General features: G+C 70.0%; 15 protein-coding genes. 9 read left to right on the top strand and 6 right to left on the bottom strand.

What is annotated here, in order from left to right; genetic code table 11:
- Window positions 1-15 precede the first annotated feature (15 nt).
- The 4 genes from IE307_RS24090 (at window position 16) to IE307_RS24075 (ending at window position 4,276) form a co-directional block, all read left to right on the top strand.
- Complete coding sequence (locus tag IE307_RS24090) at window positions 16-1,518, top strand: ABC transporter transmembrane domain-containing protein (RefSeq protein ID WP_191301328.1); 1,503 nt, start codon at window positions 16-18, stop codon at window positions 1,516-1,518.
- Window positions 1,515-3,242 carry an ABC transporter ATP-binding protein gene (locus tag IE307_RS24085; RefSeq protein ID WP_191301325.1) on the top strand — a complete coding sequence of 576 codons (1,728 nt, stop codon included), beginning with the start codon at window positions 1,515-1,517 and terminating at the stop codon, window positions 3,240-3,242. The genes IE307_RS24090 and IE307_RS24085 overlap by 4 nt, the downstream gene beginning before the upstream one ends.
- A gap of 214 nt (window positions 3,243-3,456) precedes the next feature.
- Window positions 3,457-3,822, top strand: coding sequence for a F0F1 ATP synthase subunit epsilon (locus tag IE307_RS24080; RefSeq protein ID WP_089921576.1), 366 nt, complete (start codon window positions 3,457-3,459; stop codon window positions 3,820-3,822).
- Window positions 3,823-3,844: 22 nt separating this feature from the next.
- The gene (locus IE307_RS24075) at window positions 3,845-4,276 is read left to right on the top strand and encodes a DUF2550 domain-containing protein (RefSeq protein WP_191301323.1); all 432 of its coding nucleotides are present in this window, start codon (window positions 3,845-3,847) and stop codon (window positions 4,274-4,276) included.
- A 570-nt stretch (window positions 4,277-4,846) separates the two neighbouring features.
- On the opposite strand, the gene IE307_RS24070 is transcribed toward IE307_RS24075, so the two are convergent.
- The gene (locus IE307_RS24070) at window positions 4,847-5,419 is read right to left on the bottom strand and encodes a cob(I)yrinic acid a,c-diamide adenosyltransferase (protein ID WP_191301317.1); all 573 of its coding nucleotides are present in this window, start codon (window positions 5,417-5,419) and stop codon (window positions 4,847-4,849) included.
- Between the two features lie 35 nt (window positions 5,420-5,454).
- On the opposite strand from IE307_RS24070, the gene murA reads away from it, so the two are divergent.
- Window positions 5,455-6,720, top strand: coding sequence for a UDP-N-acetylglucosamine 1-carboxyvinyltransferase (gene murA, locus IE307_RS24065; protein ID WP_191301316.1), 1,266 nt, complete (start codon window positions 5,455-5,457; stop codon window positions 6,718-6,720).
- Here murA and IE307_RS24060 read toward each other — a convergent pair.
- On the bottom strand, window positions 6,717-7,004 hold the full coding sequence (locus IE307_RS24060) for a hypothetical protein (RefSeq protein ID WP_191301314.1): 288 nt from the start codon (window positions 7,002-7,004) through the stop codon (window positions 6,717-6,719). The two genes, murA and IE307_RS24060, sit on opposite strands and share 4 nt — an antisense overlap.
- A gap of 103 nt (window positions 7,005-7,107) precedes the next feature.
- Between IE307_RS24060 and IE307_RS24055 the strand changes: the two genes are divergently transcribed.
- Window positions 7,108-9,102, top strand: coding sequence for an ethylmalonyl-CoA mutase (locus IE307_RS24055; protein ID WP_191301312.1), 1,995 nt, complete (start codon window positions 7,108-7,110; stop codon window positions 9,100-9,102).
- Between the two features lie 17 nt (window positions 9,103-9,119).
- Complete coding sequence (locus IE307_RS24050; RefSeq protein WP_191301310.1) at window positions 9,120-9,878, top strand: enoyl-CoA hydratase-related protein; 759 nt, start codon at window positions 9,120-9,122, stop codon at window positions 9,876-9,878.
- Here IE307_RS24050 and IE307_RS24045 read toward each other — a convergent pair.
- On the bottom strand, window positions 9,793-10,647 hold the full coding sequence (locus IE307_RS24045; protein ID WP_191301308.1) for a helix-turn-helix transcriptional regulator: 855 nt from the start codon (window positions 10,645-10,647) through the stop codon (window positions 9,793-9,795). The genes IE307_RS24050 and IE307_RS24045 overlap by 86 nt on opposite strands.
- A 102-nt stretch (window positions 10,648-10,749) precedes the next feature.
- Between IE307_RS24045 and IE307_RS24040 the strand changes: the two genes are divergently transcribed.
- A complete protein-coding gene (locus IE307_RS24040; RefSeq protein ID WP_191301306.1) occupies window positions 10,750-11,448 on the top strand; it encodes an SDR family oxidoreductase in 699 nt (232 codons plus the stop codon).
- Here IE307_RS24040 and IE307_RS24035 read toward each other — a convergent pair.
- Window positions 11,445-11,852 carry a hypothetical protein gene (locus IE307_RS24035; protein WP_191301304.1) on the bottom strand — a complete coding sequence of 136 codons (408 nt, stop codon included), beginning with the start codon at window positions 11,850-11,852 and terminating at the stop codon, window positions 11,445-11,447. The two genes, IE307_RS24040 and IE307_RS24035, sit on opposite strands and share 4 nt — an antisense overlap.
- Window positions 11,849-12,427 (bottom strand): DJ-1/PfpI family protein, encoded by a 579-nt coding sequence (locus IE307_RS24030; protein WP_191301302.1) that lies wholly within the window; start codon window positions 12,425-12,427, stop codon window positions 11,849-11,851. Before IE307_RS24030 ends, IE307_RS24035 begins: the two co-directional genes overlap by 4 nt.
- A gap of 108 nt (window positions 12,428-12,535) precedes the next feature.
- Here IE307_RS24030 and IE307_RS24025 point away from each other — a divergent pair, with 108 nt between their 5' ends.
- On the top strand, window positions 12,536-13,462 hold the full coding sequence (locus IE307_RS24025; protein WP_191301300.1) for a GlxA family transcriptional regulator: 927 nt from the start codon (window positions 12,536-12,538) through the stop codon (window positions 13,460-13,462).
- Here IE307_RS24025 and IE307_RS24020 read toward each other — a convergent pair.
- Window positions 13,459-13,995, bottom strand: coding sequence for an NUDIX domain-containing protein (locus IE307_RS24020; protein ID WP_229905016.1), 537 nt, complete (start codon window positions 13,993-13,995; stop codon window positions 13,459-13,461). The genes IE307_RS24025 and IE307_RS24020 overlap by 4 nt on opposite strands.
- Between the last annotated feature and the right edge of the window lie 28 nt (window positions 13,996-14,023).

The raw sequence follows: 14,023 nt of genomic DNA, 5'->3' as shown, positions 1-14,023 counted from the left end.
TGGCAAGGTCAGGGCATGGCCCGACACGTCCCCTACGACGACCCCGGTACGCCGGACGTCCGATCACCCTGGCGGTACCTGTGGTGGCTCGTGCTCGCGCAGCGGGGACGGGTGCTCGCCGGGGCGTGGTGGGGGTCGCTCTCGATGTGCGGGCTCGTCCTGCCGCCGTACCTCATCTCACGGGCCGTCGAAGAGGGTCTGCGGGGTGGCGACCGGGTCGCGTTGCTGTGGTGGTGCGGTGCCCTGCTGGCGGTGGCCGTGGGGCTGGCCCTGGTCTTCATCGCCCGGCACAGCACGATGACGCTCGTGCGGACCGATGCCTCGTTGCGCACGGCGCAGATCGTCGTCCGGCACGTCACGCGGCTCGGCGGGGTGGTGCGGCGCAAGCTCTCCACCGGGGAGATGACGTACCTGCAGAACGGCGACACGGCGCGGATCGCGCACGCGCTGACCAGTACCGGGCCTGGCGTGGGGGCGGTGGTCGCGTACGGGGTCACGGCGGTGCTGCTGGTGCGGATCTCGCCGCTGGTCGCGGTCGTGGTGCTGCTCGGCGTGCCGGTGCTGGCCGTGGTGACCGGGCCCGTCCTGCGGCGGTTGCACTCCGTGGAGGCCGCCTACCGGCAGCGGCAGGGGGAGCTGAGCTCGCGGGCGGGTGACATCGTGGGCGGGCTGCGGGTGCTGTCCGGGGTCGGTGGGAAGCAGGCGTTCGAGTCGCGTTTCCGGGGGCTGTCGCGGGAGGTCCTCGAGGACGGCTACCGGGTGTCGGCGTGGCTGAGCTGGGTGCAGGCGTTGACGTGGGGGCTGCCCGCGCTGTTCCTCGCCGTGGTCACGTGGATCGTGGCGCGGATGGTGGTGAGCGGGGCCATCACCGTCGAGGAGATGCTCGCGGTGTACCTGTACGTCACCACGCTCACCGTGCCGGTCGCCTTCTTCATGGAGGGCGCGGACGCGATTCCCCGTGCGCTCGTATCTGCGCGTCGGGTCGTGGACGTCCTTCGCCTGCGGCCTGAGGAGAGCGCCGACTCGGAGCCTCTGGACGTGAAGAACGGCGCGCTGACGGTGGTCGTCGCGACGAACGCGACGCAGGCCAGGGCTGCTGTCGACGGGCTGCCGGGGGTGGTGGCGGACAATGACGACTACCTGTTCGCGGGAACGGTGCGCGAGGCGGTGTCGGTGGGGGAGCACCTCGACCACGAGCTGGACGAGGCGTTGTACGCGGCGGCCGCGGTGGACGTCGTGGAGGCGATGCCGGACGGGCTCGACTCGCACCTGGAGTCGCAGGGGCGCAACGTGTCCGGCGGTCAGCGGCAGCGCCTGCGGCTCGTGCGGGCGTTGCTGAGCGAGGCGGACCTGCTCGTGCTGGTGGAGCCGACGTCCGCGCTCGACGCGGTCACCGAGGCCGCGGTGGCGAAGCGGGTGCGGGAGAGCCGGTCGGGGAGGACCACCGTCGTGGTGTCGTCGTCGCCGTTGTGGGCGGGGCAGGCGGACAAGGTCGTGCACCTGGAGGAGAGCCGGTGACCGGGCTGCCGATCGCGGATCGTCGTGAGGTGCGTCAGGCGGCCGTGAGGCTGCTGCGGGGCGAACGGCGTGAGCTGGCCGTGGTGCTCCTGCTCACGGCGCTCTCGGCGTTGTCCGGGCTCGTCGGGCCCTACTTGCTCGGCAAGATCGTCGGCGGGGTGGAGGCCGGTTCGCTGACGCTGTCCACTGTGGACCAGATCGCGCTCGGGGTGCTCGGCGCCGCCGTGGCGCACCTGTTGCTGGTGCGGTACAGCGCTCTGCGGACGGCGAGGCTCGGCGAACGCTTCCTCGCCTCGTTGCGGGAGGAGGCGGTGGCGCGCACCCTGGCGTTGCCCGCACGGGTGGTCGACCGGCTGAGCACCGGCGACCTGCTCACCCGTGTGACGAGCGACGTCGGCACGGTCGGCCAGGCCCTGCGGGACGGCGTGCCCGAGGTGCTGGCGGGGGCCGTGCACGTCCTGGTCGTGTTCGCGGCGGTGTTCTGGCTGGACCCGGTGCTCGGCCTCGTGTCGCTCGCCGGGACGCCGTTCGTGGTGTGGGTGGTGCGCTGGTACCTCCGCCGCGCGCGTGCGGCGTACCTCGCGGAGAGCGCGGCCAACGGGGACGTGGCGGAGATCTCCGCCGCCGTCGGCGAGGGCAGCCGGACGATCGAGACGTACGGGCTGAGGGCTCGGATGGTGGCGGCCGCGGACCGCGCCATCGCGCGGTCGTACCGCACCCGGCTGGGCACCCTGCGGCTGCGGAACGTGCTGTTCCCGGTGACCACCTTCGTGAACGTCCTGCCGGCCGTCCTGGTGCTGCTCGTCGGCGGGTTCTTCTACGCGGCCGACGGGGTGCGGATCGAGGTCGTCGTCACGGCGGTGCTGTGGGTGTGGCGGCTGGTGGAGCCGATGGACCGCATCCTGTTCTGGGTCGAGTTCCTTCAGCGCGGCGGCGCGTCGTTCGCCCGGATCGAAGGCATCGGGGCCCACGCCGAACCCCCACCCGCGGTGGGGGAGCCCGCCGGCGACCGCATCGAGGTGAAAGGCGTTCGTTACTCCTATGTGGACGGCCACGAGGTGCTGCACGGCGTCGACCTCGTGGTGCAGCAGGGAGAACGGCTGGCGATCGTCGGCGTCTCGGGCGCGGGCAAGTCGACGCTGGGCAGGCTGATCGCCGGTGTCGACCGGCCGGCCGAGGGATCGGTGCTCGTCGGCGGAGTGCCTGTCGCCGACCTCGTGGCCGCGGGCGAACAACGGATCGTGCTGGTGACGCAGGAACACCACGTGTTCATCGGCACGGTCAGGGAGAACCTCGCGATGGCGGCCCCGGACGCAGTCGATGGACGGCTGCTCGAAGCGCTGCGCACCGTCGGCGCGCGCTGGTTCGACGAGTTGCCCGAAGGGCTGGACACGCTGCTCGGCGCGGGCGGTGTGGAACTCGACCCCGCGCAGGCCCAGCAACTCGCGCTCGCCCGTGTCGAGGTCGCCGATCCGCACACGCTGGTGCTGGACGAGGCCACGTCCTCACTCGACCCGGCCACCGCCCGGCACGCGGAGCGCGCTATCGCGGCCGTGCGGGAGAACCGCACGGTGATCGCGATCGCGCACCGCCTGCAGACCGCACGCGACGCCGACCGCATCGCGGTGGTCGACGCGGGTCGTGTCGTGGAGCTTGGCTCCCACGCCGAGCTGGTAACTAGGGACGGCGTCTACGCGACGCTCTGGCGTTCGTGGCACGGCTAGGGCGAGCTGTGCTGCCGTACGTGCTCGTCAGGGCGTCCGGCAGAATGTCCTGAGCAGCAGGCATGCCGTGCGCGGCAGTGCCTGCGAACGCAACGCCAGGCAGTCCTCGAGTCCCCTCCGGCGGTCGTCGGAGGCGCTGACACCGGGCGGGGCGGCAAGGTCGTCAGGCGACCGTTTAGACTCAGATCGACTCCAGACGACGAGGGAGATACGCGTGGCCGAGATGACCGTTGAACTGGTCGCCGTTGAACGCCGCCTGTGGTCCGGTAAGGCCACCTCAGTTTCGGCGCAGACGACCGAGGGCGAGATCGGCATCCTGCCCGGTCACGAGCCCGTTCTCGGCCAGCTGGTCGAGGGTGGCGTGGTGCGCGTGCGCACGACGGACGGTGGCCTTGTCACCGCCGCTGTGCACGGTGGCTTCCTTTCCGTGACCGGCACCGGCGTGTCGATCCTCGCCGAGGACGCCGAGCTCGCGGGCGAGATCGACGTGGACGCGGCGCGAACGGCGCTGCAGGACGCGGACGACGCAGAGCGCGCACGTGCGGCAGCGCGCGTGCGGGCCGTGGAACAGTCGGCCTGAGACCGGGCACGAGGCCGCAGCCGTGGGGATCACCGAGATTGCCGGTCTGATCCTTCTTGGGGTGCTGATCGTCATCGCCTACTTCGCCTGGCGCCGGATCCGGCTCCTGCGCGAAGGAGGCGTGCACGTCGCCCTGCGCAGTCAGTTCGACGATCGCGGGCGTGGCTGGCACCTGGGTGTGGGGCACTACCGGGGTGACTCGTTCGCCTGGTTCCGGGTGTTGTCACTCGGGTCCGGGCCCAATGAGCTGATTCCCCGGGACGGGCTCGAGATCGACGCGCGGCGGGAGCCGACCGGGCCTGAGGCCTATGCGATGCCGATCGGGGCGACCGTGCTCCGGTGCCGGTCCGCGTCGGGTGAGGTCGAGATCGCGATGGGGCCGGATGCTTTGACCGGGTTCTTGTCCTGGCTGGAGTCTTCGCCTCCTGGACGATCTATTCCTTGGGCTTCTTGAGGTTTGTTGACGACCCGTCGGGGGTTTCCGGCGGGTCGTTTTTCGTTTTGCGCTCGGTTTGGCGGGGGTTGGTCGCGTTCCGTTGGGTTCTGTCGCGTTGCGAGGGTGGTCCCTCGGGTCGTGACGAAGAGCGGGGTTGCGATTGGGGCTTGACCTTGAGCCTCTGGCGGGGCGCTGAGACGGCCGGAAAAGCCGGGCTGAAAAGCGCCCGGCCGTGCCCGATAAGGGGTAGCACCCCGCCCCTCAAGGTCAAGCCCCAATCGCAGGAGCGGGGTGCACCGCTGCCCAGTCGGCAGCAGGTTCGGACGGCTCGCTTCGCATCGCCACGCCAGGCTGCGTGCATGGACGGCTTGCGATGTCGGCTATCCGGTTAGCACCACGCGCCAGGCTTGCGTCCGAGGTTGCTTTGCGTGGGCGAGTGCCTGGTGGCACCGCGCGCCAGGCCTGCGTCCGAGGTTGGCTTGCTCAGCCAGGCACCACCTAGGTGCCGTAGCGAGGCAGATCCCGCCCCAGCGCAGGGGTCATCTGCCCGTGCCCGTGTCCGCCTCGCCCAGCCCGACCCTCAAATAGCTACGCGTTCTCGCCCGGCTGCCACAGCACGTCGCCGTCCGGGTTGGCCACCCGCGCCAGGATGAACAGCAGGTCGGAGAGCCGGTTCAGGTACTTGGCCGTGAGCACGTTGGTGCGGTCCGCGTCGTCCTCGATCAGCGACCAGGCGCGGCGCTCTGCCCGGCGGGCGATGGTGCGGGCCTGGTGCAGGAGGGCCGCGCCGGGGGTGCCCCCGTTCAGGATGAACGAGTCGAGTTTGCCCAGGCGTTCGTTGAACGTGTCGCAGTAGCCCTCCAGGCGGTCCACGTAGGCCTGGGTCACGCGCAGTGGTGGGTACTTGGGGTCGGGGACGATCGGGGTGCAGAGGTCCGCTCCGACGTCGAAGAGGTCGTTCTGGACCTTGCGCACCACGTCGTGGACGTCCGGGGCCAGGTTGCCCAGGGCCAGGGCCACGCCGAGGGACGCGTTGGTCTCGTCCACGTCGGCGTAGGCCTCGATGCGTGGTGAGGTCTTGGGGACGCGGGAGAAGTCGCCGAGGCCGGTCGTGCCGTCGTCGCCCACGCGCGTGTAGATCTTGGTGAGATGTACCGCCATGGCTGGCACTTTAAGGCCGTACGTAGGATTGCCGCGTGAGCGAGCATTTCCGGGTACACGGTGGCGCAAGGCTGGTCGGCGAAGTTGATGTCGTCGGCGCCAAGAACAGCGTGCTCAAGCTGATGGCTGCTGCTCTCCTCGCGGAGGGCACCACGACCATCACCAACTGCCCGGACATCCTCGACGTGCCGCTGATGGCGGACGCGCTGCGCAGTCTCGGGTGTGAGGTCGAGCTCGAGGGTGACGTGGCGAGGATCACGACGCCCGCCGAGTTGAGCCATCGGGCCGACTCCGAGGCGATGGGCAAGCTGCGGGCGAGCATCTGCGTGCTCGGGCCGCTGGTCGGGCGGTGCAAGCGGGCCGTGGTGGCGTTGCCGGGTGGGGACGCGATCGGGTCGCGGCCGCTCGACATGCACCAGAGCGGGCTCGAGAAGCTCGGTGCGACGACGTGGATCGAGCACGGCTGCATCGTCGCCGAGGCCGAGGGGCTGCACGGGACGCAGATCTGGCTCGACTTCCCCAGCATGGGCGCTACCGAGAACATCCTGATGGCGGCCGTGCTGGCCACCGGCACGACGGTCATCGACAACGCCGCGCGCGAGCCCGAGATCGTCGACCTCTGCCTGATGCTCAACCAGATGGGCGCGAAGGTCGAAGGTGCCGGCACGTCCACGCTGACGGTGCACGGCGTGACGGAGCTCAAGCCGACCGAGCACCGCGTGATCGGTGACAGGATCGTGGGCGCCACCTGGGGTTTCGCCGCCGCCATGACGCGTGGTGACGTGCGGGTGCGCGGGGTGAACCCGCACCACCTCGACCTGGTGCTCGAGAAGCTGCGCATGGCCGGGGCCGAGGTCACCGTCTACGAGGGTGAGGACGAGGGGTTCCGCGTCGTCATGGAAGGGCGGCCCAAGGCCGTCGACTTCGTGACGCTGCCGTACCCCGGCTTCGCCACGGACAACCAGCCGTTCGCGATCGCGCTGTCCACGGTCTCCGAGGGCACGGCGATGATCACCGAGAACCTGTTCGAGTCGAGGTTCCGGTTCATCGACGAGATGATCAGGCTCGGGGCCGACGCGCGCACGGACGGGCATCACGCCGTCATCCGCGGCATCGAGAAGCTGTCGAGCGCGCCGGTGTGGGCGTCGGACATCCGCGCTGGTGCGGGGCTCGTCCTCGCCGGTCTGTGCGCGGACGGGGCCACCGAGGTGTACGAGATCTTCCACATCGAGCGCGGCTACCCCGGCTTCGTGGAGAACCTCCGCAAGCTCGGCGCCGACGTGGAGCGCGTCAGCTCCTAGGTCTTGAGGACGAGCCGCGCGTTCGGGACGTCCGCCGGGAACACCATCACCTGGTAGGGCGCGTTCCTCGAACGCGTGGCGCGCACGCCGTTGCGCTTGAGCTTCTGCACGAGGACGTTCGCGGCTTCCTCCGTGGGCACGACCGCCACCTCGCTCAGCAACCCGAAGTCCGTGCCGTCCAGATCCGGCACGGGCCGCTTGTCGTTGCCCGCGAAGTACCGCAGCGTCAACGCCAGCAGTCCGAGCACGCCGAACACGACGACCGTCTGGTAAATCCCCGTCACCCCTCCATCATGCGCTCAGTGGTCTCGATTCAGTGAGCAAGCGCACGCGCAGCAATGGTTACCGGCCAGTACGCTCCGTGGAACGACGATGTGGGAGGTTGCTGTGCCGTACCCAGCTGACCGCGAACGCGACCGCCCCTGGGTGATGCGGACGTACGCGGGGCACTCCTCGGCCGCCGCTTCCAACGCGCTCTACCGCCGGAACCTGTCCAAGGGGCAGACCGGGCTGTCCGTGGCGTTCGACCTGCCGACGCAGACCGGTTACGACCCCGACGACGAGCTCGCGAAGGGCGAGGTCGGCAAGGTCGGTGTGCCCATCAGCCACATCGGCGACATGCGGCAGCTCTTCGACCAGATCCCGCTCGCCGGTGCCAACACGTCGATGACGATCAACGCGACGGCCATGTGGCTGCTCGCCATGTACGTCACCGTGGCCGAGGAGCAGGGCGCGGACCCGTCGGTGCTGGCCGGCACGACGCAGAACGACATCATCAAGGAGTACCTGTCCCGCGGCACGTACGTGTTCCCGCCGGGACCGTCGCTGCGGCTGATCACGGACATGGTCGCGTGGACCGTGTCGAACGTGCCGAAGTGGAACCCGATCAACATCTGCAGCTACCACCTCCAGGAGGTCGGCGCGACGCCGGCGCAGGAGGTCGCGTACGCGATGTGCACGGCGATCGCCGTCCTGGACTCGGTGCGCGACTCCGGTCAGGTGCCGCAGGAGAAGTTCGGTGACGTCGTCGCCCGCATCTCCTTCTTCGTGAACGCCGGTGTGCGGTTCATCGAGGAGATGTGCAAGATGCGCGCGTTCGCCCAGCTGTGGGACGAGATCACGCGCGAGCGCTACGGCGTCGAGAACCCGAAGCACCGCCGGTTCCGCTACGGCGTGCAGGTCAACTCGCTCGGGCTCACCGAGGCGCAGCCGGAGAACAACGTCCAGCGCATCGTGCTGGAGATGCTCGCGGTCTCGTTGTCCCGCAACGCCCGTGCGCGCGCCATCCAGCTCCCGGCGTGGAACGAGGCCCTCGGCCTGCCGCGCCCGTGGGACCAGCAGTGGGCGTTGCGCATGCAGCAGGTGCTCGCGTACGAGACGGACCTGCTGGAGTACGAGGACATCTTCGACGGCTCCCCGGTCATCGAGGCGAAGGTCGGCGAGATCCTCGCCGGCGCCCGCGAGGAGATCGACCGGGTGCAGGCGATGGGCGGCGCCGTCGCGGCCGTCGAGTCCGGCTACATGAAGTCGAACCTCGTGTCGTCGCTGGCGGACCGCCGTCGCCGCGTCGAAGCGGGTGAGGACGTCGTCGTCGGCGTCAACAAGTTCGACACGACCGAGCCGTCGCCGCTGCAGGCCGAGGGCGCGAACGCGATCGAGACCATCGACCCGATCGTCGAGCAGCACGCCGTCGAGGCGATCCAGCAGTGGCGTTCGCAGCGCGACAACGCCGCCGTCGAGGCCTCGTTGGACGCTCTGCGCGAGGCCGCGAAGACCGACCAGAACCTCGTCGAGGTGACGCTGGCGTGTGCGCGCGCAGGCGTGACGACGGGCGAGTGGTCGCAGGCGTTGCGTGAGACGTTCGGCGAATACCGTGCCCCCACAGGCGTTTCCGGCGCGTCGGCTTCCGGCGAGGCGGGTTCGGAGATCGCGCGGGTGCGCGACCGGGTGCGGTCCACCGGCGAGGAACTGGGCGAGCGGCTGCGCATGCTGGTCGGCAAGCCCGGTCTCGACGGCCACTCCAACGGCGCCGAGCAGGTCGCCGTGCGGGCCCGCGACGTCGGCTTCGAGGTCGTCTACCAGGGCATCCGCCTCACGCCGTCGCAGATCGTGGCCGCGGCCGTGCAGGAGGACGTGCACGTCGTGGGCCTCTCGATCCTCTCCGGCTCGCACCTGGAGGTCGTGCCCGCCGTGGTCGACGGCCTGCGCGCGGCCGGTGCCGGGGACATCCCGGTGATCGTCGGCGGCATCATCCCGCCGGACGACGCGGCCAAGCTGCGCGAGCGCGGTGTGGCCAGGGTGTTCACGCCCAAGGACTACGAGCTGACCGAGATCATGGACGAGATCGTCACCGTGATCCGGGAGGTGCGTGAGCTCGGCTAGGGCCTTAGTGTCGCGGAATGGTTGACGTTTCGCGGGACGGGTCGGTCGTCCGGATCACGATGAACCGCGCGGCCAAGCGCAACGCGCTGTCCGCGGAGCACCTCACGGAGTTGCTGGAGGCGTTCCGCGAGGCGCGCACGTCCGACGCCGCGGGCATCGTGCTGGCCGCCGAAGGGCCGGTGTTCTCCGCAGGGCACGACTTCGCGGACGTGCACGCACGCGACGAAGAGGGCGTGCGGCTGCTGCTGGAGCTGTGCACGGTGCTGATGAAGACCATCCAGTCCGCACCGCAGGTCGTGATCGCGCGCGTGCAGGGGCTGGCGACGGCGGCCGGGTGTCAGCTGGTGGCGTCCTGCGACCTCGCGGTCGCCGCGGACACGGCCGGGTTCTCGTTGCCCGGAGGCAAGGCGGGGTGGTTCTGCCACACGCCCGCGGTGCCGGTGGCCCGGTCGATCGGGCGCAAGCGGTTGATGGAGCTGGTGCTGACCGGGGACGTGATCGACGCGGCCACCGCGGTGGAGTGGGGGCTGATCAACCGGGCGGTGCCCGCCGAGGAGCTGGACGCCGCCACGGACGACCTGCTGGCGCGGGCCACGCGGGGGAGCCGTGCGTCGAAGGCCGTCGGCAAGCGGACGATCTACGCGCAGCTCGACCGGCCCGAGGCGGACGCCTACGAGGTCGCGCTGAACGTCATGGCCGAGACCTCGCAGTCGCCGTCAGCCAAAGAGGGACGGGCGTCGTTCCTGGAGAAGCGGCCGCCCGTGTGGCCCGACTAGTCGCGAGGAGCTTCAACGCGTCGGCGTTCGGGCCCGGTTCCGCCTGGTAGACCACCAGGAACTGGCCGGGGGCCTCGCGCACGTCGAACGAGTGGTAGGTCAGCTTCAGCGGACCGACCGCCGGGTGCGCGAACTCCTTGGCGTCCTGGGTCTTCCCGCGCACCTCGTGGTTCTCCCAGAGCTCCCTGAACACCGGGTTGCCGCTCAGCTCCGCGACCATCCGCCCCAGGCGCGCGGAGGCCGGGTCGGCTGTCAGCCGCAGGTTCCCGACCGTGCTCTGCGCGACCCAGTTCCAGCGCGGGTAGAAGCTCGGGGCGGCCGGGTCGAGGAACGTCATCCTGGCCAGGTTGTCGGCGGGCTCGAACGGTTCGTACAGGGCGTCGGCCAGCGCGTTGGTGGCGAGCAGGTCGAGGTAGGAGCTCATCACGAACGCCGGCATGTCGTGCATGCCGCTGATGAGCTGCCGCAGCTCGGGGCTCACCTTGTCGCTCGAATGGCCTTCGTCCGCGACGACACCGGCGAGGCGGTGCAGGTGCGCGCGGGCGTCGGTGTCGAGTCGCAGAGCGCGGCTCAGGGCGTCGAGGACCTGCGCAGACGGGTTGGTCTCGCGGCCCTGTTCGAGCCGGGCGTAGTAGTCCGCGCTCACCCCGGCGAGCACCGCGACCTCTTCGCGCCGCAGGCCTTTGACCTTGCGCTGGGTGTGACTCGGGAGGCCCGCGTCCTCGGGGTTGACGCGGGCGCGGTGTGCTTTCAGGAACTCGCCGAGCATGCCTGCGAGCCTATGCGCCGGGGTCGTTCCCTGCCTGGGTGTGGCGCACCTAGGGAAAGGGTGTCCTGGTCGGACGCGGGTTTCGCGCCGAGTGTTGTGTCCATGAGCAAAGTCATTCTGATCAGTGGAGCTTCCAGCGGTATCGGCGAGGCCACGGCCCGCATTCTCGCGAAGGCGGGGCACAAGGTGTTCCTCGGTGCCCGGCGCGAGGACCGGCTGAAGGCGCTGTCGTCTGAGATCGGCGCCGGGTACGCCGTTCTGGACGTGACCTCGCGCGAGTCCTTCCAGTCCTTTGTGGATGCGGCGGTCGCCGAGCACGGCCACGTCGACGTGCTGGTGAACAACGCGGGCGTGATGCCGTTGTCCCTCATGGACTCGTTGAAGGTCGACGAGTGGGACCGCATGGTGGACGTGAACATCAAGGGCGTGCTGAACGGCATCGCCGCCGTGCTGCCCCTCTTCACCGGCGGAGGGCACGTCGTGAACGTCGCCTCGATCGGCGCGCACCTGGTCACGCCGACGGCCGCGGTGTACTGCGCGACCAAGTACGCGGTGTGGGCGCTGTCCGAGGGACTGCGCCAGGAACGCGACGACCTGCGCGTCACCGTGATCTCCCCCGGTGTCACGGAGTCCGAGCTGGCGGACACCATCACCGAGGACCACGCGGCGTCGTTCATGGCGGAGTACCGCAAGAACGCGCTGCCCGCGTCGGCGATCGGTGACGCCATCGCGTACGCGATCTCGCAGCCCGAGACCGTCGACGTCAACGAGATCGTGGTGCGGCCGGTCGCGGACCGCTAGGCGCCCGTCGTCGAACCCGGCCGCAGGATCATCAGCACGGTCACGGTCGCCCACAGCAGGTTGAAGACGCCCGTGTACATGGCCAGCTGCTTGACGTCCTTCGTCTTCAGGGCTTTTTCCTGCCCCGGCAGGATCTTCAGGGCGAGCACGAACGCGGCGGCGGTGGTGAGCGCGATCGACACGATCACCCAGGGGTGGCCGGTCACGCCCATCACGCCGGCCGTCGCGAACCCGAAGAGCGGCACCGAGATGCCGACGAGCGCGTAGACGCGGCAGATCCGGTGCAGCAGCTCGGGGTTGCCGGCCGTGGTCACCGCCTTCGGGAACATGCTGGCGGCCACCGTCACCGGACCGATGGCGATGATGGCCGCGAGGACGTGCAGGGACAGGAAGAGCTTGCTCACGCGGCCCTCCACGCGGTGCCGCGTCGCTCGTGGGCGAACAGCTCCTCGACCTCCAGGGCCTTCTGCGCGCCGAGTTCGCGTTCGAGCAGGTGCAGACCGAGGTCGACACCCGAGGTGACACCGGCCGCGGTGACGAGGTCGCCGTCGTCGACGATCCGGGCCCGGATGGCGTTCACCCCCATGGACTCCAGCGCGTGCAGGCCGAGGTGGTTGGTGGTCGCGTTGCGGCCCTTGATCAGACCGGCGATGGCGAGCAGCAACGATCCGCCGCACACGGTTGCGATGAGCGAGTTCGTGTTCCTGAGCGCGGGCCCGATCGTGGCGGCGCCAGCGCTGAGCAGGGCGAACACCTCGTCGTCCTGCAACGCCGCCGCGCCGGGGACGATGACGAGGCCGACGTCCGGGTCGAGCCGGGCGGTGGCTTCGAGGGACAGCAGGTTCAGGCCGGCGGGGACCGTGCGGGCCCCTTCGACGGTCACCAGTTCCGTCGGGATCCCGCCCGCGGCCAGCGTCTCGTACGGGCTGATCGCGTCCAACGGGTCGAAGCCGTCGAACAACACCACTTGAGCTCTCACTGCGTCCACTCCTCGCTTCGGTGATCAAACCGTAGGAGCGCACGGGGCCGGCGAGAACTGGCTGGAATGCCATGTTCCAACGGATTCTCGCCAGCTACGGTGGAGGGCGTGCACGAGGTGGCAGTGGTGGCGATGGACAGCGTGGTCCCGTTCGACTTCGCGACGCCGGTCGACGCGTTCAACTGGACGGGGCACTACCGGGTGCGCGTCTGCGGTCCGAAGAGGACTGTTGACGCAGGCTGTTTCGAGATCAAGGTCCCGCACGGCTTGGAGTTGCTGTCCGAAGTGGACACGATCGTCCTGCCGGGTCACGACCCGGAGATGGTCGTGCCCAAGCCGGTGGTCGAGGCGTTGAGGAAGGCCGCGGCGCGAGGGGTCCGGATCGCGTCGATCTGCACGGGCGCGTTCGTGTTCGCGGCGACGGGGTTGCTGGACGGACTGCGCGTGACCACGCACTGGCTCGGGGCCGGGGAGCTGGCCGCGCGGTTCCCCGCCCTGGAGGTCGACCCGGACGTCCTCTACGTCGACAACGGCCAGTTCCTCACGTCCGCCGGTGCCGCTGCGGGGCTGGACCTGTGCCTGCACATGATCCGGCGCGACCACGGGTCGGCGGTGGCGGCCGACGCGGCGCGGTTCGCCGTGATGCCCCTGGAACGCGAAGGCGGGCAGGCGCAGTTCATCGTGACGCCGCCCGTGGCACCTCAGGGCGCCGAACTCGAACCGTTGCTGCTGTGGATGGAGCGCAACGCGCCGCGCGACCTGACGCTGGAAGACCTCGCGAAGCAGGCCGGGATGAGCACGCGCACGTTGAACCGGCGGTTCCGCGACCAGACGGGAACGACGCCGCTGCAGTGGCTGCACCGGGCGCGGGTCCGCCAGGCGCAGCACCTGCTGGAGACGACGAAGGACCCGGTCGAGCTGATCGCGAGCAAGGTCGGGTTCGGCTCGGCCACGGCGTTCCGCGACAGGTTCAAGCGGATCGCCGGCACCTCACCGCAGAGCTACCGGGCGGCCTTCCAGGGCTGCCGGGACTAGGGCTGGGAGTGCTCGTGCAGCAGCAGGAGCGTGTAGGCGGCGATCGACTGGGCGTCGGTGATCTCGCCCTTCGCGATCATCGACTCGAACTCGGCGCGCGGGAACCACCGCGACCGCATGTCCTGCTCCTCGGGCTCCCGCTCGTGGAACCCCTCGACGAGCTGGGTGGCGAGGAAGACGCGCCCGCGTTGCGACGACATGCCGGGCGCCACGTCGAGCAGACCGAGCTCGATCATCTTGCCGGCCCGCAACCCCGTCTCCTCGCGCAGTTCGCGCGTCGCGAGCTGCAACGGGTTCGAGTCGGCCCGGTCCGGCGCCGTGCCCTGCGGGAACTCCCAGCGGCGCAGCCCGATCGGGTACCGGAACTGCTCCACGAGCCGCACGCGCTCGCCGTCGAGCGGGATGATCAGCGCGTAGTCGGGCTTGTCGACCACGCCGAAGACGCCGCTGGTGCCGTCCGCGCGCTGGATTGCGTCCTCGCGAACGCTCATCCACGGGTTTGCGTACACCTGACGGGTGCCGAGGCTTTCCACGCCACGGACCGTACCTAACGACTCGTTC

It is taken from the genome of Lentzea cavernae (assembly GCF_014653695.1).
GTDB classification, from domain to species: domain Bacteria; phylum Actinomycetota; class Actinomycetes; order Mycobacteriales; family Pseudonocardiaceae; genus Lentzea; species Lentzea cavernae.
The sequence above is the reverse complement of the archived record's forward strand: the minus strand, read 5'-3'. Positions and strand labels throughout refer to the sequence as shown.

Coding starts and splice junctions, on each gene's coding strand:
- IE307_RS24070 (WP_191301317.1), bottom strand. CDS start 5,419: ATGGCGGTACATCTCACCAAGATCTACACGCGCGTGGGCGACGACGGC.
- IE307_RS24040 (WP_191301306.1), top strand. CDS start 10,750: ATGAGCAAAGTCATTCTGATCAGTGGAGCTTCCAGCGGTATCGGCGAG.
- IE307_RS24045 (WP_191301308.1), bottom strand. CDS start 10,647: ATGCTCGGCGAGTTCCTGAAAGCACACCGCGCCCGCGTCAACCCCGAG.
- IE307_RS24050 (WP_191301310.1), top strand. CDS start 9,120: ATGGTTGACGTTTCGCGGGACGGGTCGGTCGTCCGGATCACGATGAAC.
- IE307_RS24090 (WP_191301328.1), top strand. CDS start 16: ATGGCCCGACACGTCCCCTACGACGACCCCGGTACGCCGGACGTCCGA.